This is a genomic window from Lacticaseibacillus sp. YLM2-1, from assembly GCF_056583465.1.
Genome location: NZ_CM152617.1, coordinates 1,036,066 through 1,059,612 on the forward strand (window position 1 = coordinate 1,036,066; position 23,547 = coordinate 1,059,612).

Below are 23,547 nucleotides of genomic sequence, written 5' to 3' on the forward strand. Positions count from 1 at the left end.
AAAGCGATCCGCCTATTTTTGGACGGGTACACTCCCTTTTGGGTGGACAGACCAAATATTTAAGGTCTGTTCTCCTGGAAGGGAGTTTTTTTATGCGGCGGAAGGGAATTCGTTATTCTTTGGAAGAAAAGATTCAATTCGTTAATCGAGTTCTGTCTGGCCAATCACTCATGGATGTTCAGAGGTCTGGGGGACCCCGCCATGTGGCTTTAGGTCGGTGGGTGCACAGCTATCAGCAATGGGGAGCGGCTGGACTCGTCCCGAAGAAACGAGCAACGCGACGCCACCCACGTAAACACAAGACGTATTCCAGAGAGTTCAAGCTTCAGATTGTCCAAGAATACCTGGCGGGTGGGACGTCTTACCCTAAACTATGTGCGGAGTATGACATCTCCAATCCAGCAGTCGTTTACCAATGGGTTTCTCTGTATAATAGTGGTCAACTACTACAGACCACTAGAGGGAGTGCACCCATGACAAAGGGCAAGAAAACAACTTACGTTGAAAGAATCGAAATCGCACAGTGGATCATCGCACATGATATGGACTACCAAGGGGCCATTAAGCACTTTGGAGTTTCGTACGGTCAAGTCTATTCTTGGGTGAAGAAGTTTCGCGAGAGCGGCGAGGAAGGTCTTAAGGATCGGCGAGGTCAGCATAAGCCTGAAAACACCCTTGATGAGAATCAACGTTTAAAGCTTGAGAACAAACAAAGTAAGGCCAGGATTGACTATCTGGAGACGGAGAACGCTCTCCTAAAAAAATTGCAAAATGTAGAGAGAAGGAGTGCCGGCAACAACACCGACAATACCAATATACTGCCATTCAAGAACTCACCCAAGAGGTAACCAGGGTCACCAAGCGATACCATTCGGTATCGTTGTGCTGCCAAATATTCGATATTCCACGCTCTGCTTATTACAAGTGGCTGCACCGAGAACCAACTAAACAAGACATCATGAACACTGAGCTGGTTCGTTTCATCAAGAAATTAGAAGAAGACAATCACTACATTTATGGGGTTGATCGGTTAAGGATGATCATTAATCAGGAGACTGATTATCATGTGAACCCTAAACGGGTTCGGCGATTGATGCAAGATAACGGTATTCAGTGTTCAATTCGCCAGAAGAAGCATGATCGAGTAGCGGAAAAGAAGGAATACATCCTTGGAAATAAATTGCTTAACCAGGATGGCAGCCATGCCTTTCATCCTACCCGGCCCAATGAGGTTTGGGTCACGGACTGCAGCGAGTTGACGTATGGCTTCAATTCAGAGTGCCATTTGCGTTTGAGCGCAATCAAGGATCTCTACGACCATAGTATCGTGGCTTGGGAGGTCGAGCCGAGTGAGACCGCTACACTGGTCACTCAAACATTCAGAGCCGCTGCAGAGGCAGAGGAGACTTTGCCTGAGCTGCTGCACAGTGACCAAGGTTCCGGTTACACATCCCGACTATACAATACTGAATTGGCCGGTTCTGGTGTTATTCATAGCATGTCACGGCCGGGAACACCGGGAGACAATAGTCCGATGGAGAGTCTCTGGAGCCATGCGAAGACTGAATATTTTGACTTTGTCCATGCCAATACATACGAAGAAATGATGCAATTCATTGAAGAATACGTGTTGTGGTACAACGGTGATCGGCACCAAGAGACACTCAACGGGATGACCCCAGCGGAATACCGAAATCATGCCATTGAAACAGCAGCATAATAGTATTCTGTAAGAATCCACGAGGAGGAGAGCCATGATTCAAGAAGGACCTTTTGATTAGGAAAGTGCTTGGATCAAAAATGGCAGCCCAGGCGGACTGCCAAAATTAATGATTAATTTGTCCCTAACTTGGAAATAACACGAGAACAACTTTTTAATATTTGAGCTGTCCACTTGACGGGGCACCGCCCCGACGGATCGCTTTTTGTTCATATTAACCACTATTACCTAATCAACAACATCGACTTTCTTAGCAGCCAATCGGCGTCGATTGAGCCACTTGCGTCCTTCTTCGATGAGGAAGAGCGGAATTGGAATAATAGCCAAGAAGATCCAATCCGTTGGGGCGAGTGGGCCGGTGTGAAAGAGTTCCTGTAAGAATGGGGTATAGCTGAGTAATGCCAATAGGAAAATTTCAAAGACGATCCCGAACCAAACGAGTTTGTTAGCAAAAAGACCGGCTTTGAAAACAGAAGCATTTTCAGTTCGGCAGTTCATCGCTGCGGCAATCTGACAGAAGATGATGGCGGCCAAGGTCATGGTAGTCGCCATGACGTAAGTGTTGCCACTGGTTGCTAGACCTTTCAACGGCCAGCCATTGAGATGGTTGACGAAGAAGTAGGCACCGCTTGAAATGATTGAGGCAATCAGGCCATACCAAGCAAACGCCTTCCAGAGAACGGTTTTACTCATGAGGTGGGCATCGCGTGCTCGCGGTGGCTTGTCCATGATGCCAGGTTCCGCTTTCTCAGAGCCAAGACCTAAGGCTGGCATCATGTCGGTGCCAAGATCGACGGTCAAAATTTGCATGACAGTCAACGGGAGCGGAATCGCACCACGTGAGAACAGGAATAAGGCTGAAGGTACCGCTTCAGGCAAGTTAGAATTCAAGATGTAGATCAGGAATTTCTGAATGTTACTGTAAACGGTTCGACCTTCTTCAATGGCGGCAACAATTGAGGCAAAGTTGTCATCGGTTAGGATCATATCAGCGGCATCCTTGGCGACATCGGTGCCGGTAACGCCCATGGCAACACCAATGTCGGCTTTTTTCAAGGCTGGGGCATCATTGACACCATCGCCGGTAGAAGCAACGATCTCCCCCATTTCTTGCAAGGTTGAGACGATTTTGTATTTCTGCTCTGGGGCGACCCGTGCGAAAATGATTTCGCCAGCAAGAGCCTTTTTTAAATCTTCTTTACTCATTGAATCGAGTTCGCCACCGGTGACAACCCGCGCTTTGTCAGAAGTGAGGCCGATTTTGACCGCGACGGACTTAGCTGTTAAGGAAGAGTCGCCGGTAACCATAATAATTTTGATGCTGGCACGGTGACATTTCTTGATGGCTTCGTAAATTTCCGGCCGTGGCGGATCGGACATGATTGCTAAGCCAACAAAGGTCAAATTGGTTTCGGCCGTGTCGATTGTGAGGCCGTCAAGTTGTTTTTCTTTATCTGTTTCTTGAGGCACCTCACGATAAGCGGTGGCAATGGAACGCAGACCGAGGGAAGCATATTTGCGGTTGGCATCGTCAATCGCTTTTTTATCGTCTTCAGTCAGTGGCCGAATTTTGCCATTTTCTTGGATAGTGTCACAATGCGGCAGCAAGTCGCTCAGCGAGCCTTTGGTGCAAATTGATAAGGTGTGATCGTCATGTTGATGAATGGTGGTCATACGCTTCCGATCTGAATCAAACGGCAGCTCTTTCAGGCGTGGATGCTTAATGCTGTATGCCTTGGTATCAATGCCGGACTTTTGGGCCAAAATGACCAGTGAGGCTTCAGTCGGGGTACCTAGGATTTTCGGCCGAGCACTGCCTTTTGACGGCTCAACTTCAGTATCATTATTGAAGGCAACTAAGCGGATCAGCAAATCCAGATCGGCATCGGTGCCATATTTAATGGGTTTCCCGTCTAGTTGAATCTGGCCATTATTCACGAAGCCTTGGCCAGTAACGGTGAAGGAATGAGCAGGTGTCCAGATGTGATCCACGGTCATCTGATTTTGGGTTAAGGTGCCGGTTTTATCTGAACAGATCACCGTGGTTTCGCCTAAGGTTTCAACACTATTCAGATCTTTTAACAACGCATGCTTTTTGGCCATGCGTTGAACGCCTTGAGCCAAGGACAATGTGACTGTTGGCAACAAGCCTTCAGGGATGAAGGCTACGATCATACCCAAGGCGAAAATGAAGCTTTGAGCCACAGGATAGTGGACAAAGAAGATTGCCGAAACGAAGAATACCAGACCAAGACCGATGGCAATCAGTGAAATCTGTTTGGTTAAACGATTTAGCTCTAATTGTAAGGGACTCAGACTTGGTTTTTGTTGTTGCGTTAACGCCGCAATTCGACCAAACTCGGTATTCATCCCCGTGGCAAATGCCACTGCAGTTGCCGTGCCAGCGCCAACAGTAGTGCCAGCATAAACAAGGTTTGATTCCGCGAACTCACCTTGACCAGCATCAAAGGCAACTTTTTTTGATTCAGGTACCGATTCACCAGTTAGGGCACTTTGATCAACTTGAACCGAAGTGGCCTTAATCAAGCGCGCATCAACCGGAACCGCATTGCCTGCCTGAAGATTGAAAACATCCCCAGGCACCATTTTGGTTGCATTAATTTGTTGAAGTTTGCCATCGCGATAAACTTGCGTATAAGCCGGTAGCATTTTCATTAACGAGTCAGTTGCTTTTTGAGCTTCATGTTCTTGCCAATAGCTGAAAACACCGTTGATAATATTGACCAGCCAAATGGCAATCCCTAATTCGAGGGTGCCTGACAGGATGGCGACAAAGCCGCTGACCCACAACAGAATGGCCATCACGCTCGTGAAATTTTTGAGGAAAATGAGTAATTGTGATTGTTGCTTTTCCCGAGTAATCACGTTTTCCCCATATTTTTCTAGGCGGTCGGTGGCCTCCTTCTGCGTTAATCCAGTTGACGTTGTGTGCAAATCCGTCATCAGATCCGGGACGGGATCCGTTGCAAACTTGCGCCGCGTCTCCTTTTCATTTTTCATGACTTAAGCACGTCTCCTTCATAAAGATGTTTAGCTTCATTCTAACGTTCTGAGCGACGGAAAACACCCAAAGTGCTGTTTTTAAGTAATTAAACTTTTCGGTGGCTCTTGAGTTTAGGCGTGTAAGCCGCGTTCTAAGAATTCAACTGCTTCCTGGACAGCGGTTTCGAGATCGAAGTCAGCCTGCTCTCCGATGATCATTGGCAGCAGGTAACTAAGGACAGCGCCAAAAATAGCACGGAGAACGCGGGTGAATGGCCAATCGACCAATTCACCTTTAGCCTGATAAGCGGCATAAAGGCGCGTGGCTTTTTCGGACAACTCGTTGTTGAATTGCTCGGCAAGTTCACGGCCCAAAGCAGCATCGCGAAGAACGGTAGCGGCTAAAACCCGCAACTGTGCTTGATTGGCAATCGCAAACTGCATACGATCATGAACAATGAAGGTTAAAAAGGTGTGGAGGTCGGGCAAATCTTGCTCGCCGACTTCATCGACAAACTCGGTCAGTGCGTGCGGCATGACTTGCCGAATCATGGGCGCTAGCAACGCCTGAAGAATGCCATCCTTAGTCTTGAACTGTTTGTAAACAGTCCCTTCGCTGACATGAGCTGCTTCAGCGATTTCTTTGGTACTGGTGCGATCGAAGCCTCGATTGGCAAATAGTGCCAGGCTAGCTTTTAAAACGGCTTGTTGTTTGGCGGATAGATTGCTTTCAGCTAGGGACATGGAAAATAAGTCGGTAATATTACGAGTACGCATGGCAAGATAACTTCCCTTCATTAACTGATCGCTCGGCTTCACACTTGGCGATATTTGCGCATGGTGAGTAGATTCAATCCAAGAAATAATAGGAAGAATCCGAATAAAGCCAACACATCCGGATAGAGGACGGCAAGCGATTGGCCTTTGGCGATGATACCGGTCAAGGCATTGGCGCCATAGTACAAAGGCATCACGTGGGCAATGGGCTGAAGCCAGCCAAGCATTTGATCAATTGGAATTAGTCCTGTAAAGAAAATCTGCGGGATGACCACGATCGGAATGAATTGCAGCATCTGAAATTCAGTGTTAGCAAAGGTTGAAATCAACAAGCCCAGTGCCAAGGCAGTGAATGCCAGCAATAAGTTGATCAAAAAAATGGCGGGGATGCTGCCAAGAATTTGAATTTTGAACACGAGCAGTGAATAGCCAACGATCAGTAACGTTTGAATGATCGCGAAGATGCCATAGCCGAGCAAATAACCACCGATGATCTCACCGCGTCGAACCGGGGTAGCCAGTAAGCGATACAACGTGCCAGTCGTTCGCTCGCGCAACAAGGCAATGCCGGAAATTAAAAAGACAAAGAAGAAGACAATGAATCCCATCAGAATCGGCAGCATAGTATCAAAGTAAGTCGAGTCGGCTGAACCATAACGGTAATGGGTGGTTAACGTGTAATCCGTTGTTTTTTGCTGCTGGGGTTCAGGGATTTGAGCCGCGCCGCGCGTGGCTTGTTTGAGGGCTGCCGCAAGTTTTTGCAAGGTAGTCGCTTGCGTTTTAAGGGCTGTGGCTGCCGCCTGCATTTTTAGTTTGATCGATGCAGCTTGCAAGGTTTGCTTCAAAATGGTGCTTTTTCCTTGATCAGCGTTGGCCAACGTCAGGGTTAACTTATCGCCATCCTGCGTGAGCACACCGGCATAATCATGAGCATTGATTAAGGCGATTGGCTGGTTACTTCTGACGTGATGCAACCGGACATGTTTCGTATCGATTGCGCTTGTTAATGCTGAGTCGACATGGTGAACTGCTAAATCTGCTTTGGTATTTGTATTTGATTGAAAAAGAAAAAAGATCAGCGTCATGATAAATAAGGGCGCGATAAACATCAAGGCCAGTGTGCGTTTATCACGGAGCATTTCTTTTAAAATCCGATTAATCAACGCTTCAATGCGCATCTTGCTGCCTCCCTGCGGCTAAAAAGACCGCTTCAATCGAGTCCGTTTGATAATCTGCCTTTAATTGTGCCGGTGTCCCTTGGGCAATGGCAGTCCCGTTGCGAATCATCAATAACGTGTCCGCTTCTTCGGCATCAGCCATGACGTGGGTCGTTAAAATAATGGCGACACCCTGATCCGCCAGACGATGCAATTCATGCCAGATCTGTTGACGCAGCTCAGGGTCAATGCCAACGGTCGGTTCATCTAAAATCAACAACTGCGGTTGACTGATGAGGGCGATGGCGAGCGATAATCGGCGCTTCATCCCGCCTGAATAATCCTTAGCTGGTTGCTTTAAGGCCGGTTGCAGATTGACGACATTAGCAGCATAAGCCATTTGTTTGGTAATCTGCGCGTGTGGGACGCCTTGCATTTTGGCAAAAAATGTCAGGTTATCGGCACCGGTTAAACTTTCATATAAAGCATCAGTCTGAGCCATGAAGCCGATTTTCGCGAGTAGGGGACGATTCGGCACGGCTTGCCCTAAAACGCTGACTTGTCCGGTGCGTGGGCGCAACATACCCATAATGGTACTGACTAAAGTGGTTTTGCCAGCACCGCTAGGACCGATTAAAGCAAGAATTTGACCATGATTTAAGGTCAAGTTGATGTCCTTAAGCACGATCTGTTTACCATAGCCTTGGGTGAGGGCGCTGACCTGAACAGCTTGATTTGTTTGCATATTATCGCGTCACTTTCTCAATAATATAGTGAGTGCTCACTCACTTGCCATTATCGCCAATTTTGGGGTAAAAGCAACTAAAAGTTTAAAAGTCATCAGCCAAATCAATCGGATTGTTGTCAAAAGGATGGCATCTAAAAGCTGCTTCAAGCTGTGTTATGGCGACTGAAACCGCTTATGCTCCCGTTTCTGGCCGCGCCTGCGCACACCTCGTGGTATAATTATTCAGAAGTTTGATTCTAAACCATAATGGAGGAACGCGGATGCGCACCTATCTGACAAATTTATTAACTTGGTCCACCTTGATCAATCTGGTTGACATCCTCGTCGTCTGGTATGTCATTTATCGTTTGATCATGCTTGTTCGCGGTACAAAAGCGGTTCAGCTTCTGAAAGGCGTTTTTGTCATTGCTGCGATCAAGATTATTTCTTGGTTCCTTCAGTTGAAGACGGTCGGTTATTTAACTGATTTGGTTATTACTTGGAGTGTGCCAGCACTGGTTATTATTTTTCAGCCGGAAATTCGGCGTGGCCTTGAGCATCTAGGTCGCGGTTCCTTGATTTTTCGGTCGAATAATAATCAGCACGAAGTCGAAGTACGGATGGTCAAAGAACTTGATAAGGCTATTCAATATATGAGCAAGCGCCGGATCGGGGCCTTAATGACGATCCAGAAGAGTACTGGGCTGGAGGATTACATTGAGACAGGTATTCCCTTGGATGCTGATATTAGTGGAGAGCTGCTGATCAACATTTTCATACCGAATACGCCGTTGCATGATGGGGCGGTGATCATTCGGGACAATCGAATTGCGGTTGCGGCTGCATACTTACCTTTATCTGACAGCAATCTCATTCCTAAAGAACTTGGTACGCGCCATCGTGCTGCTGTCGGGATCAGTGAAGTGACCGATGCGTTGACGATCGTTGTCTCTGAAGAAACTGGGGAAGTGACGATCACAAATAACAACAACCTGATTCGTAATTTGACGCGTGATGACTATATGAAGTTTCTGACGGCGCAGTTAGTGCCAAAAGAAGAGGCGCCGAATCCGAACCCAGTTGTCAGTTTCTTTTCGCGCCGGTTTAAGTCACGTAAAAAGAAGGAGGGCAAGCAATGAATCGCTTATGGGATAATCCATGGGTTAATCGGTTGTTGGCTCTGCTTCTCGCGATTGGGCTTTTTGCTTATGTCAACGTTGAAAGCATCAACAATACCAGACAAAGTGCAAATGATGATACAACCTTGGTTGCCAACAAAACCCAGACCGTGAAAGTGCCGTTACAGGTAAATGCCAACACGGACAAGTATTTTATTACCGGTTATCCGTCAAAAGTTTCAGTTGCATTGACAGGAACGGCTTCATTAGTCACGATGACCGCCAACACCCAAAATTTTCGGATCATTGCTGATCTTACCAAACTCGGTGTTGGCAAGCATCGTGTTCGGTTGAAGGCAGAAGGTTTGAATAAGGATTTGAGTTATTCGATTTCGCCTAAATCCGTGACCGTTGACATTCAGGTTCGGGACAATAAGACAATGCCGATTCAGGTTCGCTATAATAAAGCCAGTATCGCATCCGGGTATGCAGCTGGTGAGCCAAAGCTGTCGACGCGAACAGTGGATGTCACTGGCGCACGATCCGTGATTGACTCGATCGCACAAGTTGTGGCAAATGTCTCGCTGTCGCACAATACCCGGAGTACGGTTGACCAAGAGGTGCTGTTACAGGCGCTTGATGAGAACGGCAATACGATGAATGTTGTGTTGGCACCGCAGACTGTTCATGTAACCTTACCGATTTCTCAACCTAGCAAGAAACTTACCGTGGAGCTAAAACAAACTGGGAATGCCGTGTCAGGACGCACGTATGTCTTGTCCTCTGACACAAAACAGGTTACCGTATACGGAGACCAAAGTAGTTTGGACAAGCTGAGTAAATTAACCGTGGACGTCGATGTCAGCGGTATTAGCACGACGACAACTCGGACTTACAACGTAACTGATTTGAATGATGGCATTTCTGCTGCTAGTCCGAAATCACTTAAAGTGACGGTTAGTGTTGGCAACACTGGTAATGATGATAATAACAACAATGGCGGTTCAACAGCGAGCGCCAGTACTTCGAGTTCGAGTGCCGCAAGCACCTCGAGTGCCAGTGAATCAGACTCAAGTACATCAACAAGCGACAATAATGGCTGAAAGAAATGAGGAAGAATTAAGATGACAAAGTATTTTGGTACTGATGGCGTTCGTGGCATTGCAAACAAGGAACTAAGTCCGGAAATGGCTTTCCGGCTAGGGCGGACAGGCGGCTATGTTTTGACGCAGCACAAAGAAGATGCGAGTCGACGCCCATTGGTTTTGGTTGCTCGCGATACACGAATCTCAGGGCAGATGTTGGCTGATGCTTTAATTGCTGGCTTGCTTTCTGTTGGGATTGAAGTGCTGGATTTAGGCGTGATCACAACGCCTGCTGTTGCTTATTTAATCAAGATTCAAGGCGCCGATGCTGGTATCCAGATTTCGGCGTCGCATAATCCGGTTGCCGATAATGGCATCAAGTTCTTTGGAGCGGACGGCTACAAATTGTCTGACGATACTGAAGAAGAAATTGAAGCCTTACTGGATGCGCCAGAAGACAAACTTCCACGGCCAGCTGCTGAAGGATTAGGTACAGTAGACGATTATCCTGAAGGCGCACTCAAGTACACCCAATTTCTTGAGCAAACCTTGGCAGATGATCTGAGTGGCATTCATGTGTGCTTGGATGGCGCAAATGGTGCAACGAGTGGGTTAGTTAGTCGAATTTTTGCTGATCTTGAGACCGATTTTGATACAATGGCAATCAGTCCAGATGGGCTTAATATCAATGCTAACGTTGGTTCAACGCATCCTCAGGCGTTATCGAAATTTGTCGTCGAAAAAGGTGCTGATGTTGGCCTCGCGTTTGACGGTGACGGTGATCGCTGTATCGCAGTTGATGAACAAGGCAATATTGTTGATGGCGACAAGATTATGTTCATTCTCGGTAGTTATATGAAGTCACAAGGCCGGCTGAAGCAGGATACTGTCGTCACCACTGTTATGAGTAATCTTGGGTTATATAAGGCATTAGAAGCGAATGGCATGAAGTCCGTGCAAACGGCCGTCGGTGATCGCCACGTTGTCGAGGCCATGCGCAAAGATGGCTATAATATTGGCGGCGAACAGTCTGGCCACGTCATTTTGTTTGATTATCACAATACCGGGGATGGCATGCTAACAGGCATTCACTTGTTAAATGTCATGAAGAAAACCGGCAAGAAGTTGTCTGAATTAGCCGCACCTGTTCAAGACTATCCGCAGAAACTGGTTAATGTGAAAGTTGCGGACAAGGAAAATTGGCAAGCTTATCCAGAAATCCAAAGTGCCATTGATACCGTCGAAAAAGAAATGGCCGGTGATGGCCGTGTTCTGGTTCGCCCTTCAGGCACTGAACCTTTGTTGCGGGTCATGGCCGAAGCCAAAACCGAAGATTTGGTTTCCCGTTATGTGGATCAAATTGTGGATGTGGTGAAGCAAGAAATGGGCAGCAAGGAAGATTAACTGCTGTCTTTATCAAAAATTTAAACTTTATTTTAACCGAGTTGTCACGGGTCTCATCGACAACTCGGTTTTTTTGTCTGGTGATAGCATTCGTAATTGGCACGCTTTGAAAGCGCGTTCATAAAATCCCAAAACCAGTGTGCATAAGAATTGAGTAAATTAATATAGACCAATATATACGTTTCAAGTATACCAGTGTAAAAATGGTGTTGACATATAGCCTATTAAAAACTATAGTTAGCTTTGCTTTTAACAATACCAATAAAAAAATCTGTCTAAACCAATTTTTAGACAAAAATGAAAAGGATGTTGACTATGTGTGGAATCGTTGGCGTTATCGGTAAAAAGAATGCAACGCAGATCTTGCTTAAGGGATTAGAGAAGTTGGAATACCGCGGCTATGATTCAGCCGGCATTTACGTGAATGACCAAGCCGGCCATGATCATTTAATTAAGCGCGTCGGCCATATTTCCAATCTTGAAGAAGCGGTTACGCCTGATGTTCAAGGCGTTATGGGGATTGGCCATACGCGCTGGGCAACCAATGGCGGCCCTACCGAAGCCAACGCTCATCCGCATGTTTCCAATGACGAACGGTTTTATCTGGTGCATAACGGCGTTGTGACCAATGCTAACGAACTGAAGCAGCAGTACTTGCAAGACATTGAATTACAGAGTGATACGGATACCGAAGTTGTTGTTCAGCTGATTGCCTTGTTTGCCCGCGAAGGTCTGTCTGCTAAGGAAGCACTGCGCAAAACCTTGAAAATGATCCAAGGTTCTTATGCTTTCTCGATGGTTGATCGCCTTGACCCAACAGTGCTGTATGTTGCTAAAAACAAAAGTCCATTACTGATTGGCCGTGGTAAAGGCTTTAATGTGGTGGCTTCTGATGCCTTGGCAATGCTTAGTGAAACCGATCAGTTTGTTGAACTGAAGGATCAGGAAATCGTGACCTTGACGGCTGATGCCATTCACATTGAAACGATTGACGGCAAAGTTGAGGAACGTAAGCCATTCACCGTTAAAGTTGATGATGGTGAAGTTTCTAAAGGTACGTACCCATTCTTCATGCTTAAAGAAATCGACGAACAGCCAATCGTGATGCGGCGTTTGGTCGAAAAGTATACCGATGATCATGGCAACATCGTTTTGCCAGAAGATTTGCTGAAAGCTTTACAGCAAGCTGATCGTTTGTATATCGTTGCGGCTGGTACCAGTTATCATGCCGGTTTAGTCGGTGCACCTTTGTTCGAACAATTGGCAGGTATTCCGACAGAAGTGCATGTTGCTTCTGAGTTTGCCTATCATCAACCACTGTTGTCCAAGCACCCACTGTTCATTTTCCTAACCCAAAGTGGGGAAACTGCTGATATCCGTCAGGTCCTTGTTTCAGTCAAGGAACGCGGTTATCAGACATTAACGATCACAAACGTTGCCAGCTCAACGCTTGCTCGTGAAGCAACCTTTATGTTGCAGTTGCATGGCGGCCCAGAAATTGCGGTTGCTTCTACCAAAGCTTACACGGCACAAATCGCCGTTGAAGCGCTTGTATCGAAAGCAGTCGGCGAGGCTAAAGGATTGCAGGCTGCTAAGGACTTCGATGTGATCCATGAACTTGGGTTGGCAGCAACTGGTCAGCAGGCTTTGATTGACCAAAAGGATCGCATCCATGAACTAGCAACTGACATGTTCAAGACCACGCGCAATGCTTTCTACATTGGCCGTGGCGATGATTACTATGCCAGCATGGAAGCAGCATTGAAACTCAAGGAAATCAGTTATGTTCAGGCAGAAGGCTTTGCGGCTGGTGAATTGAAGCATGGTACGATTGCTTTGATTGAAAAGAATACGCCAGTGGTTGCAATCATTTCTGATCCGGTTACAGCAGCGCGCACTCGCAGCAATGCGGACGAGGTGCAAGCTCGCGGTGCCAAGGTGCTTCATATCGCAATGGCTAGTCAAGCCCAAGATGGTGACCAAATCGTTGTCGATGAAATCAATCCATTACTTGCACCGCTTTTGACGATTATCCCGGCACAGCTCTTGGCTTACTTTACTAGTGCGGATCGTGGTTACGATGTTGACCGTCCGCGTAATCTGGCTAAGTCAGTGACCGTTGAATAATCGCTAAGGATTTCATTTGGTGATCGGTGTCATTCATGTCAAGATGTGGATTCAATCCCCAGCTTGGTGTCTGACGTCGTAGCGGATCGTGATCCATGTATATAAAAAAGTGTTGCATCACGGGTATCCTCGTGATGCAACACTTTTTTAATAAGCACAAATTAAGTATTTGTGCGCTAAGTGACACGCTGCAAATCGGGAAGAACTTTATTTCAAGTAACCTTCACTCAAAGTCATAAACTGTTGCGCATCTTTGGCGGCTAAATCAATGCCTTGCTGCCAGAAATCCGGTTGCGTTAAGTCAACCCCGAGATGTTTTTTCGCTAGGTCTTCCGTTGTCATATTCGCCGTATCCCGCAACAAAGCAATGTAATCATCTTCAAAATTATCAGATGCTTGGGCCTTTGCGTAAATACCGCTAGAGAACAGATAACCAAAAGTGTAAGGGAAGTTGTAGAACGGTGGGTTGTCGAAGTAGAAATGCAGCTTATCTGCCCAGTACATGGGATCAAAAGAACTTAGACCACCTGCATAGGCTTGTTGTTGTGCAGTCGTCATGAGTTCTTTCAGTCGTGGCACACTGACAATTCCTTTTTCCCGTTCCTGATAGAAACTGTCTTCAAACAGGAAGCGAGCATGGATATTTAACAGCATCGCCAATGGATTGGCCATTTTAGCGTCTAACAAATTAAGTTTCTCAGCTGGTGAGGTTGCTGCTTTGACTGTGGCATCTGCAACGATTAATTCTGCAAAAGTTGATGCAGTTTCGGCAACATTCATTGCATAATCTTGACGCAATAGCGGCATATCTTTCAAAATACTGCTGTGGAAAGCATGGCCCAATTCGTGGGCAATGGTGGAAACACCAGATGCTGAACCATCGAAGGTCATGAAAATACGACTTTCTTTGACATCTGGGACGCTGGTCATGTAACCGCCAGCGCGTTTGCCTGGCCGATCCTCAGCTTCGATCCAGCCATTTTCAAATGCCTGTTTGGCAAAGGCAGCCATTTTAGGTGAGAACTTGGCAAAGTTGCTCACAATAAATTCGGCGGCCTCATCGAAGGTATAGGTCTTTGGCTGAAAATCGCCCACGATGACTGGCGCCCATTGGTCATACCATGGCATTGTTGGCTTGCCAGTTAATTCGGCCTTGCGCGTGAGGTAAGCAGCAAAAGGCTGTTTGTTGGCGCTGATGGTGTGCCACATTTGATCCAGCGTGGCACGTTGCATGCGATTGTATTGCAACGGCTTGAAAAGATAATCCGGATAATGATGCAACCGATAATTCGTAAGCCGGAAGCCGGCAATGTGATTCAGGGTCTCACCAAACAGACTGGCATGATCGTCCCACGTTTGTTCCCAAACGTTAAAGACTTGTTCACGCGTTTTAGTGTCAGGATCGCCTTCGAATTTATTCTGGGTTTGGCCAGCACTAAGCTCTGTGGTTTTGCCATCTTGTGTGATTGGGAACTTAAGACTGCCGCTCAAGGTGGTGTAATGATCGCTCCAGCCAGTAAAACCATCAACTGCCAGATCATTAATCATCGTTTCGGTTTGATCATCTAACAGTTCCTTTGCCTGATCGCGCATCTCTTGCAAGCCAAAACGACTAGCGCTTAAAGCTGATGTGGTCGTTAGCTGATCGAAAGCTGCTTGTGACATGGCTGCGAGTTTTTTGGCCAGCGGGTTGTTAATGTTTTGAAAACGGGTATAAAGAGTCGTGAGCTGACCTTGAACAGGTCCGGTTTTCAGATTAGCTGTATCAGCGCTGGCAATCATCTCGACGAAGCTGCTAGTAGTAGCGAGGCCTTTGCCAATGTCTTCCAGCAGTTGCCAAAGTGTGATGAAATCGGTAAACTCAGGAGCATCGTGGTCAGGGGCCCAAGCGGCTACTTTTGACTCCAGTTGAGGCAATTTGGCCGTCACATCGCTAATTCGGTCGGCAAGTTGCGGTGAGTCGATACCACCGGGGAAAATCGAATCGAGGTTCCAGTTAATTGGATAAGACATATTGGCACTTCCTTTCGAAATAGCTTTATTATACCGTAGATGAGAAAAGTCTGAGTGAAAGCAGGTAGAAGTTTGTGACGTCTTTTAAAAAACATTGGGGGTTGTGGCTGGCGGCAGTCCTTTTGTTTGTCTTGTTCTTTAGTTCCAGTATGACTTACAAAGAGCAAACAACGGTGCCGTTATTGGAACGCTTGTTACACAATGAACCGTTTAAGCAAGCCTTAAGTGGTATTCATTTTAATTATGCGGGTGAACAGCAATCAATTGCTGAGGTAGGCTATTTTAAATTTGTTGAATTTTTCATTCGCAAAGGTGCGCATGTCAGCATCTTTTTCCTATTAGGTCTTGGTCTGACACAAGGCACGTTTATGTATCAGAAAAATCGTTGGCTGCATTGGCCGCTAATGGTCTTAAGTTGTACCGGTGTTGCGGCATTTGACGAGTTTCATCAAATGCTGACAGGCGGGCGGACACCGCTTTTCCAAGATGTGATGCTCGATACTGCTGCTGCGGCTGTGGCCGTGACCTTAATGTGGTTATGGTTATGGCGGCAGAAGCGTCATTGAATAAAGTGCCGATCTTTGCTATAATTTTAGCGATTCATATGCTCCTAAACTTACGAAAAGAGGGTTTATCATGTCAGGACATTCCAAATGGCATAACATTCAGGGCCGTAAAAATGCTCAGGATTCGAAACGTGGTAAAATTTTCCAGAAATTATCACGTGAATTATACATGGCAGCAAAGCAAGGTGGTCCTGACCCCAGTGGTAATCCTTCCCTTCGTTTAGTCATGGACAAAGCTAAAGCTGCCAATATGCCAAAAGACAATATTAAGCGTGCTTTAGATAAAGCAAGTGATCGTGATGCGGCCAACTATGACGAAGTGACCTATGAAGGCTATGGGCCAGGTGGTGTGGCGATTTTGGTTGAAGCTTTGACCGATAATCGCAACCGGACTTCCAGTACCGTACGAGTGGCGATCACCCGACACGGTGGGAACATGGCAGCTGCTGGTGCGGTTTCATACATGTTTGATCGAAAAGGTTATCTGGTGATTAGCCGTGACGACCTTGATGTTGACGAAGATCAGATGCTAGAAGATGCGCTTGAAGCCGGTGCAGAAGATATGCAGACTTCAGATGAGGCATTTGAAATCTACACCGATCCTAAAGAATTTGCTCAGGTTCGCGACGCGCTTGAGGAAAAAGGGTACAAGTTTGTCCAAAACGAACTGACAATGGTTCCGCAAAACCTGACCCCGATTCCAGAAGATAAAGTTGAACAATTCCAAGCTATGATTGATCAATTGGAAGACGACGACGATGTGCAGGAAGTTTACACAGCCGGCGACTGGCCAGACGATTAATTCATCGATTGATAGCTAGTGATCAAGACGAGGGAAATCCTCGTCTTTTTTTTGCCCAAAATAGTCAAGAGGACGGGGTGATATATGACGCTCGCGAACTCTTTTAATACAGGGGGAAAAACGATGCAATCGGTGAATAAGCTTTTGACAATTGCGCTGGAAAAGGGTGCTAGCGATATTTACTATTTGCCTAGTCCGCAAGGTTATTTGATTCGCCTACGGGTACCGACGGGCTTGGTAACAATCGCCGAGCGAGACAGCAAACGTGGGCAGCAAGAAATTAATTACTTGAAATTTATGGCGGGCATGAATGTTGCCGAACATCGCCGCGTTCAATTGGGAGCCTTTTATCAAAAGGAATCAGCAGCTTTTTTACGGTTAAGTTCAGTGGCTGACTTTCGCGGTGGTGAATCACTGGTAGTTCGCATAATCAAAGGCATTCCAGATGCTGCAGGCGCACGTCATCTGTTAGATCGTCTGTTGGGTATTTTACTGCAGAAACGCGGCATGCTGACACTAGCTGGGCCGACTGGGTCAGGAAAAACGACATTACTCTATCAGTTAGCGACGCGTTTGGCGGAATCACGAATGGTCTTGTCGATCGAGGATCCAGTTGAGATCAATCAGCCGCAATTCTTACAGTTGCAAGTCAATCCGGAGGCAGACATGACCTATCCGCAATTACTGAAGGCGGCGCTGCGCCATCGACCAGACGTCTTGCTGATTGGAGAAATTCGTGATCGACAAACAGCGCAAAGTGCTTGCGAAGCGGCGATTAGCGGTCACATTGTCCTAGCGACCGTGCATGCCCGATCAGCGGCGGATACACCCTTAAGGTTGAGCAGTTTTGGCTTGCCGGATGAGTTAGTAGCGGCGGCATTGACGGCGAGTGCGGCGATCAGTTTGCAGTATCGGCCAATGATTCACCCAGTGGCGGAAGTCGTGGTTTTCAAGCAAGTAGGACAAGCTGATCAGGAGGTGGTTTCGTGAGCATGCCGCTGGTGATTCAGGAACGGTTTTGCCGTCAAAGCGCTGCGTTAATTGCTGCTGGTTTTAGTTTGCCGGATGTGTTTGCTTATTTGCGTGTGAGTTTACCGAAATACCGGCCAATTTGGGAACGAATCGAAACGGATTTGGCTTCTGGCATCGGATTGCCAGAAGCAGTTGACCATCAGGCATTAGCTCCCATCCTCTTTCAACAACTGCAACTAGCACAGGTTCATGGGGATTTGGCAAAAGCATTGGCCGTGGCTGGTGATTACTTAGGCTTGCGAGTGCGGAATCGTCAGCGGATTGGTCAACTATTAATTTACCCACTTGTGTTACTGGGCATGCTTGTTACCTTGCAAGTGGTCGTTGTGTTTGGCGTGTTGCCAGCCTTGGCGTTACCACAATCGCATTTAGTGCATACGCAGTTAATGACCATGGGTGGGGGCTTAGCCGCTGGGTTGCTAATATGGCTTGGTTGGCATCGACTGACGTTGGCTCAACGCTTGCAACTCTTACAACGATTGCCTGGTGTCCGTGGCGTCATGCAAGTGTACTATCAGTTTCAGTTCACAGCCGGAGCCGCCCACTTCTTACTGGCAGGTGCTGAGATTGCCGACTTTTGCCGACACTTGATAACCGTTGGCGGTCCGTTGGGTGATTTAGGAGCACGCATTCAACAAAAGATTCAACAAGGGGCTGAGTTGGCCGATGCGTTACACGAAGCCTTTGTGCCACCTGAAGTTGCCCGTTTATTGACAATGGGCCAGACACATCACTTAGTGGCGACCGGCTTAAAACTTTTTGGTGAACAACTATTTTTACAGTTGCAGCAACGTTTAGAACGACTGGTGAACTTGGTGCAGCCATTGCTGTTTTTGCTTATTGGTGGCGAAATTTTACTGATTTATTTGCAAATTCTCTTACCACTCTATCAATCTTTCGGGGGATGACCATGCGACGCAAACGATTACGGGCTTTTACATTGATTGAAGTGATTGCAGCACTTGGGGTCATTATTTTATTGACGTTAGCTTTGGTTTTGACAATTCAAGGGCAAATGAAACGTGTTGAAAGTCAGAATCTAAAAGCTACGGTGGCAACTGTGAATTCACAAATTGAAATGGCCTATAACGAGCCGGATGCTGACAAGAAATCACTTAAAACAATTCCTGATTTAGTCAGAGAAGGCGTGATTACCGATGCGCAGGCGAAGGACTTGGAAAAAGGCAAGGCAACGATGAGCGGTGACAATCCGCCGAAATTTAAAGTTCCATGAAACGGCTGCGTGGCTTTGTGATGCTTGAAGTGGTGGCTGTTGTGGTTGTGCTGGCAGGATTGACACTGGCGGCCGTTCCCTTAGGGCAAAGCGTGATTCGCCGAAATCAGGAAACCAAGTTTCTCGAAACCATGCGGGAACAATGGGAATTATTAGGGATGAAGGCATATGCCACGCATAAAATTGGCACCATGTCTGTCAATGATGAGGCACGTCAGGTGACATTTAGTCTTTTTAATGGTTCAAAACGAATTTTGCCATTTCCGCCATCCTTGAAATATGACGATAAAATTCCTACAAAAACGACGAGAGAACCATCAGGTAAATTGAAAGGCAACCGCAGCGTAAATTTTCTCAGTCAAGACGGCTATTACTGGCATATAACCCTACAGTTTGAATGGGGGCGGTTCTTATTCCAAAAAGTACCAAAACATTAACAGGTTCTTTGTTAATTGAACATCTTGCAGCTCTGGGGGTGCTCTTGCTGGCGGTTGGTTGGTTAATGGTGTTAGTGCGGTTATATGACCGAGTTGTGGTTGAATCCAGACAGCGAACGACGGCCTATTATGCGGCACGGGTGGCGCTTGTTCATTTGCCAGTACCAGGCGGAGAGACGACGGTTCAAGTCGGACCTGATGTGTGGCAAGTAACCGTCAATACGCAGGAGGTAAAGGCGCATGCCCAAAAGGGTCGATCAACATATACGTTCACGCCTTAAAGGCTTTACTTTAATTGAAGTGGTGGTCAGCCTGATTTTACTTGCGGCGGTCATGCTGTTATGGCGACCGGTTTTATTGCATGTCACGCGGTTCACGCTTCAAGACCATGTACTAATCACGTCATTGCAAGCAGAGCATGACTTGCAAATGTTTGTACGAGATAAAAAGTTGCGGTCTGTGGCCTTAATGTCGGTAAGGGTGAGAAGTCCCGAGAAAGCTTACACGATCAATTTTTATCAGACCAAACATTTTCGCGGTATGGTTCGTGTGATGGGATCTGAAAATGGGCATATGCCATTATTTACGCATCTAACCGGTGTCAATTTTAGCAAGGTAGCTCAAGGCTTTCGCTATCGTCTGTATTTGACGACTTCGCAGAAGATTGACGGTGGGGTGCAAATCGATGAAGATACGCGGTAGTGTTTTGATCAACACACTGATACTGTTTGCTTTACTTCTAATGCTGACTGTTGGCGCGATGCAACGTTTTCGTGACTGGCAGGAAAGTTATCAGGTGCTTGAACAGGTAGAAAAGCGCCAATTTACGGAGGCATACAACCATTGGCGAGAACAGATGTCTGATAAATCGAAAAGCGAGGCTGATTCCTCGACTTCAGCTGGCAAGGAATCTGATACATCAGCTATTCGATCAGCGCCGCCAGCGATTGGTGAGACCAAAGAAGCGACTAAGGAACAGCTTGAGGCAACTAGATCAGGGATTCACGCGCTTGAATAAGCTTTTCTCAATCGGTACACTGGTAAGCGGAGTGTCGGCGATGACCAGCGCCTGCACGCATCGTTTTTTAGGCCTGAAACCGTATTGATAGGGGGAAGCATCTTGGCCCACGAACATCTAGAGAAGCTGTACAATGTTTTGGATGAAAGCACGACAATTTTGCATCAACAATTGAAAACATCTTTTATTGCTGCTGTTATTGAAGCGGGAGAGGATCTTGCGTCGGGCAACGTCATGCAAGAAGATGGTGTTCCCAACGATGAAGCTAAAAAGAAGCTAACAGCGTTGTTTGATCAGATCAAACTCGCCACCTATGAGCCGGAAGAGATTCGTCAAGCCATTCAATTAGTGCTTGTTAAGGCAATCAAGGTAGATGGCATTGAACCCAATAAGCAAGTCACGCCTGATGCCATGGCCAGTCTTGCGACATTTATGGTGACGGTTTTTGCGCAACATCTGCCAAAAAAGATGCAAGTCGCCGATCTGGCCATCGGGACGGGGAACCTTTTATTTGCTGTGATGAATCAGCTCCACAATGCGCGTCAGGTGGCAGTCAAAGGCTACGGCATTGATAATGACGAAACCTTATTGGCAGTTGCCGGCATGAGCAGTACGTTGCAACAGTTAGATGTTGATCTTTTTCATCAGGATGCCTTAGATAATCTTTTGTTTAAAGACATCGATGTTGTTGTTTCTGATTTGCCAGTTGGTTACTACCCGGTTGACGAACGCGCCAAGCAATTTGAGACCGCGGCGGCCAAGGGACATTCTTATGCGCATCATTTGTTAATCGAGCAAAGTATGCGGGTCTTGAAGCCAGGAGGACTGGGTTTATTTTATGTGCCGAGTCAGGTTTTCCGTTCTGAAGAAGCGGCGGGGCTGACAGCTTGGCTGGCGAAGTCGACCTACTTCCAAGGGTTATTGAATTTGCCGGAAGATTTCTTTGCTGACCAAAAGGCGGAGAAAAGCCTGCTGGTTTTACAGAAACCGAGTCCGGATGTCAAGCGTGCTAAGCAGATCTTGTTAGGCCAATTTCCAGATCTAAATGACCGCGATGCTTTTGCCGCGTTTATTGACAAAGTGAAGGATTGGGCAGCTGCTAATATTGCGTGATTGATTGATTTTTAAGTAACCAAAAAGGAGAGCTGACAAATGCTTGTCTTGTCAGCTTTTTTTGTCATTTCAAAACACTTTTCATCTTGTGATAGCAAGGTGGTATGGCTGCTGTCACAGGATTTGGGACGTTAGAATAGACTTTACTGATCCGGTCGCCACTGCCTTTTTAAACTGGAATCGGTTAGAATGGGTTATCAAACTTAAGGAGAATTAATATGTCATTATTAAGCGTGGCCTACCTGCTGATTGCAATTATTTCAGTCGGCGTGACCATCTTTGATATCATTCAAGTTCGGATACATGCGCAACCAAAAGTCTGGCGTATTCTTTTGTATCTTGCGGTGGCAGCCTTTTCTCTGGTGTTGACCTTGCAGCAAAGTCAACATTTTGACGATCTTGTCAGCGGCGCCTTTATTGTCGTTATGTTTATCTGTTTTGCCTGCTGGCAGAAGGGTCTTGCTGATGCTGCGATGATTGGCGGGCTTGGTAGCATTCGATTGTATCAGAATCTTTCTGGCGTTGTTTTACAGGCAAATGCTGGGGGTACGCTGCTATTGGCGCAAGCCGGTCAAGTGACGGTTTTAAAACTGCAGTTTCGCCAGTCGCCAACAGATCTACAAAGCTTTTTGGTCGATAAAATGCCACCAGAACAGATTCAAATCGTGACAGGGTGATCAGTTGGGCGTTTTCTGAAAATGGTGTATAATTTTTTCTGATACGATTCAAAGAGCTGGGATATTTCTGCATTTGCAAAGACAGAACCTGTTATGTCCTGATTTTTTTCGGGTTAACACGTTTATAGGAGGATGAGCATGCAAGCCAAGAAAGATGACAAGCCCGAACTAGCGCGTCACTTGAAAAGCCGACACGTGCAACTGATTGCGATTGGCGGAACGATTGGGACAGGCCTTTTTCTAGGATCTGGTCAATCCATCCACACCGCTGGGCCTTCCATCTTACTAGCTTATCTCATCACAGGTGGGATTTGTTTTCTAATTATGCGGGCATTGGGTGAACTGCTGATGTCCGATGTGAATTCACATACGTTTATTGATTTTATTAGCCAATATATGGGAAAAGATGCTGGTTGGGTGACTGGCTGGACCTACTGGATTTGTTGGGTGGCGGTCGCCATGGCCGAAGTGACAGCGATCGGTCTCTACATTCGATTCTGGTTGCCAGGAGTTCCTCAATGGCTGCCGGGCCTGATTGCACTGGCAGTGTTGCTGCTAATGAATCTGGTTAGCGTTGGGCTGTTTGGTGAGGCGGAGTTCTGGTTTGCCTTGATTAAGATCGTGGCCATTATTGGGTTAATTGCGCTCGGCGTCTTTATGCTGTTTGTGCACTATAAAACGCCTGTTGGCTATGCCAGCCTAAGCAACCTCGTTAATGACGGCGGCTTTTTTCCAAAAGGAATGAGCGGTTTTCTTATGTCGCTGCAAATGGTGGTGTTTAGTTTCGTCGGGATCGAAATGGTCGGGTTGACTGCTAGTGAAACCAAAGATCCGCATAAAGTGATTCCAGAAGCGATCAATGAGATTCCGATGCGGATTTTACTGTTTTACATTGGCGCATTGTTTGTCATTATGTGCATCTACCCATGGCGTGATGTGTCACCCGTTAATAGTCCTTTTGTCGAGGTTTTTCGTAATGTCGGGATTCCAGCCGCCGCCGACATTATTAATTTTGTGGTGTTGACAGCGGCAGCATCTGCCTGCAATTCATCTATTTTCAGCACTGGCAGATTACTCTTCTCACTGACATTAACTGGTAAAAGCAAGTCCGCACGTTGGACTGCTAAACTGTCTCGGCGACAAGTGCCAGCGCGGGCCATTATGATTTCAACAGGAGCCATTGCTGTGGCTGTCATTTTGAACCTTTTTTTACCGGAGTCTGTTTTCGCACTGGTTTCAAGTGTTGCTACAATCAGCTTTTTATTTGTTTGGGGCATGATTGTCCTCGCTCACTTGCGCTATAAGAAACAACATCCGCGCGGAACGGATTTTCCAATGCCATTTTATCCTTATTCGAATTATCTTATTTTTGCGTTTTTAGGGCTGACTGCTGTGATTATGATTTTCGATCGGGCAATGCTGTCCGCATTGATCTTTGCGGTTATCTGGATTGCGACGTTATTCACCTTGCGCCGATTGCACGCTGATCATAAAGCTCACGAAGACAAAACAAAAGACGGTATTTAATCTGATTGAG

The 23,547-nt window shown here is 46.6% G+C and carries 24 protein-coding genes; 18 read left to right on the top strand and 6 right to left on the bottom strand.

Going from position 1 to position 23,547, the window contains the following annotated elements:
- Positions 1-92 precede the first annotated feature (92 nt).
- Positions 93-848 (top strand): helix-turn-helix domain-containing protein, encoded by a 756-nt coding sequence (locus AC07KQ_RS05005; protein WP_013245323.1) that lies wholly within the window; start codon positions 93-95, stop codon positions 846-848.
- Positions 824-1,720, top strand: coding sequence for an IS3 family transposase (locus tag AC07KQ_RS05010; RefSeq protein WP_123796487.1), 897 nt, complete (start codon positions 824-826; stop codon positions 1,718-1,720). The genes AC07KQ_RS05005 and AC07KQ_RS05010 overlap by 25 nt, the downstream gene beginning before the upstream one ends.
- A 228-nt stretch (positions 1,721-1,948) precedes the next feature.
- Here AC07KQ_RS05010 and AC07KQ_RS05015 read toward each other — a convergent pair whose 3' ends face one another.
- The 4 genes from AC07KQ_RS05015 to AC07KQ_RS05030 all read right to left on the bottom strand — a co-directional run bounded on the left by AC07KQ_RS05015 (position 1,949) and on the right by AC07KQ_RS05030 (position 7,402).
- Complete coding sequence (locus AC07KQ_RS05015) at positions 1,949-4,741, bottom strand: cation-translocating P-type ATPase (RefSeq protein ID WP_013245590.1); 2,793 nt, start codon at positions 4,739-4,741, stop codon at positions 1,949-1,951.
- 114 nt (positions 4,742-4,855) lie between these two features.
- The gene (locus AC07KQ_RS05020) at positions 4,856-5,500 is read right to left on the bottom strand and encodes a TetR/AcrR family transcriptional regulator (RefSeq protein ID WP_003658467.1); all 645 of its coding nucleotides are present in this window, start codon (positions 5,498-5,500) and stop codon (positions 4,856-4,858) included.
- 38 nt (positions 5,501-5,538) lie between these two features.
- Positions 5,539-6,678: an ABC transporter permease gene (locus tag AC07KQ_RS05025; protein WP_003564376.1), complete on the bottom strand. Its 1,140-nt coding sequence runs from the start codon at positions 6,676-6,678 to the stop codon at positions 5,539-5,541.
- Positions 6,668-7,402, bottom strand: coding sequence for an ABC transporter ATP-binding protein (locus tag AC07KQ_RS05030; protein ID WP_003564378.1), 735 nt, complete (start codon positions 7,400-7,402; stop codon positions 6,668-6,670). Before AC07KQ_RS05030 ends, AC07KQ_RS05025 begins: the two co-directional genes overlap by 11 nt.
- 263 nt (positions 7,403-7,665) lie before the next feature.
- Between AC07KQ_RS05030 and cdaA the strand changes: the two genes are divergently transcribed.
- From cdaA to glmS, 4 genes are all read left to right on the top strand, one after another.
- Positions 7,666-8,523: a diadenylate cyclase CdaA gene (gene cdaA, locus AC07KQ_RS05035; protein ID WP_003564381.1), complete on the top strand. Its 858-nt coding sequence runs from the start codon at positions 7,666-7,668 to the stop codon at positions 8,521-8,523.
- Positions 8,520-9,605: a CdaR family protein gene (locus AC07KQ_RS05040; RefSeq protein ID WP_016386672.1), complete on the top strand. Its 1,086-nt coding sequence runs from the start codon at positions 8,520-8,522 to the stop codon at positions 9,603-9,605. Before cdaA ends, AC07KQ_RS05040 begins: the two co-directional genes overlap by 4 nt.
- Positions 9,606-9,626: 21 nt before the next feature.
- Complete coding sequence (gene glmM, locus AC07KQ_RS05045; protein WP_003564385.1) at positions 9,627-10,991, top strand: phosphoglucosamine mutase; 1,365 nt, start codon at positions 9,627-9,629, stop codon at positions 10,989-10,991.
- 315 nt (positions 10,992-11,306) lie between these two features.
- On the top strand, positions 11,307-13,118 hold the full coding sequence (gene glmS, locus AC07KQ_RS05050) for a glutamine--fructose-6-phosphate transaminase (isomerizing) (protein ID WP_003569704.1): 1,812 nt from the start codon (positions 11,307-11,309) through the stop codon (positions 13,116-13,118).
- Here glmS and AC07KQ_RS05055 read toward each other — a convergent pair.
- Positions 13,096-13,236 carry a hypothetical protein gene (locus tag AC07KQ_RS05055; RefSeq protein ID WP_003658460.1) on the bottom strand — a complete coding sequence of 47 codons (141 nt, stop codon included), beginning with the start codon at positions 13,234-13,236 and terminating at the stop codon, positions 13,096-13,098. The genes glmS and AC07KQ_RS05055 overlap by 23 nt on opposite strands.
- A gap of 89 nt (positions 13,237-13,325) precedes the next feature.
- Positions 13,326-15,131, bottom strand: a complete 1,806-nt coding sequence (locus AC07KQ_RS05060; RefSeq protein WP_003658458.1) for a M3 family oligoendopeptidase — start codon at positions 15,129-15,131, stop codon at positions 13,326-13,328.
- A 74-nt stretch (positions 15,132-15,205) separates the two neighbouring features.
- Here AC07KQ_RS05060 and AC07KQ_RS05065 point away from each other — a divergent pair, with 74 nt between their 5' ends.
- The 12 genes from AC07KQ_RS05065 (at position 15,206) to AC07KQ_RS05120 (ending at position 23,537) form a co-directional block, all read left to right on the top strand.
- Complete coding sequence (locus AC07KQ_RS05065) at positions 15,206-15,697, top strand: VanZ family protein (protein ID WP_003564394.1); 492 nt, start codon at positions 15,206-15,208, stop codon at positions 15,695-15,697.
- A 70-nt stretch (positions 15,698-15,767) separates the two neighbouring features.
- Entirely contained in the window at positions 15,768-16,499 is a 732-nt protein-coding gene (locus AC07KQ_RS05070; protein WP_003564397.1) for a YebC/PmpR family DNA-binding transcriptional regulator, read from the top strand.
- 123 nt (positions 16,500-16,622) lie between these two features.
- Positions 16,623-17,489: an ATPase, T2SS/T4P/T4SS family gene (locus AC07KQ_RS05075; RefSeq protein ID WP_003569709.1), complete on the top strand. Its 867-nt coding sequence runs from the start codon at positions 16,623-16,625 to the stop codon at positions 17,487-17,489.
- Positions 17,486-18,439 (top strand): type II secretion system F family protein, encoded by a 954-nt coding sequence (locus tag AC07KQ_RS05080; protein WP_013245593.1) that lies wholly within the window; start codon positions 17,486-17,488, stop codon positions 18,437-18,439. Before AC07KQ_RS05075 ends, AC07KQ_RS05080 begins: the two co-directional genes overlap by 4 nt.
- Positions 18,440-18,441: 2 nt before the next feature.
- Entirely contained in the window at positions 18,442-18,765 is a 324-nt protein-coding gene (locus tag AC07KQ_RS05085; RefSeq protein WP_003564402.1) for a type II secretion system protein, read from the top strand.
- Positions 18,762-19,202: a hypothetical protein gene (locus AC07KQ_RS05090; RefSeq protein WP_003564404.1), complete on the top strand. Its 441-nt coding sequence runs from the start codon at positions 18,762-18,764 to the stop codon at positions 19,200-19,202. The genes AC07KQ_RS05085 and AC07KQ_RS05090 overlap by 4 nt, the downstream gene beginning before the upstream one ends.
- Before the next feature lie 44 nt (positions 19,203-19,246).
- Positions 19,247-19,483, top strand: coding sequence for a hypothetical protein (locus AC07KQ_RS05095; RefSeq protein WP_003594020.1), 237 nt, complete (start codon positions 19,247-19,249; stop codon positions 19,481-19,483).
- Complete coding sequence (locus tag AC07KQ_RS05100) at positions 19,443-19,904, top strand: type II secretion system protein (RefSeq protein ID WP_003569716.1); 462 nt, start codon at positions 19,443-19,445, stop codon at positions 19,902-19,904. Before AC07KQ_RS05095 ends, AC07KQ_RS05100 begins: the two co-directional genes overlap by 41 nt.
- Positions 19,888-20,220, top strand: a complete 333-nt coding sequence (locus AC07KQ_RS05105; protein ID WP_003564410.1) for a hypothetical protein — start codon at positions 19,888-19,890, stop codon at positions 20,218-20,220. The genes AC07KQ_RS05100 and AC07KQ_RS05105 overlap by 17 nt, the downstream gene beginning before the upstream one ends.
- A 102-nt stretch (positions 20,221-20,322) precedes the next feature.
- Entirely contained in the window at positions 20,323-21,333 is a 1,011-nt protein-coding gene (locus AC07KQ_RS05110) for a class I SAM-dependent methyltransferase (protein WP_003598234.1), read from the top strand.
- Positions 21,334-21,551: 218 nt separating this feature from the next.
- Positions 21,552-22,010 carry a hypothetical protein gene (locus tag AC07KQ_RS05115; RefSeq protein ID WP_003604785.1) on the top strand — a complete coding sequence of 153 codons (459 nt, stop codon included), beginning with the start codon at positions 21,552-21,554 and terminating at the stop codon, positions 22,008-22,010.
- A gap of 138 nt (positions 22,011-22,148) precedes the next feature.
- Positions 22,149-23,537, top strand: coding sequence for an amino acid permease (locus tag AC07KQ_RS05120; RefSeq protein ID WP_013245595.1), 1,389 nt, complete (start codon positions 22,149-22,151; stop codon positions 23,535-23,537).
- The last annotated feature ends 10 nt before the right edge of the window (positions 23,538-23,547 follow it).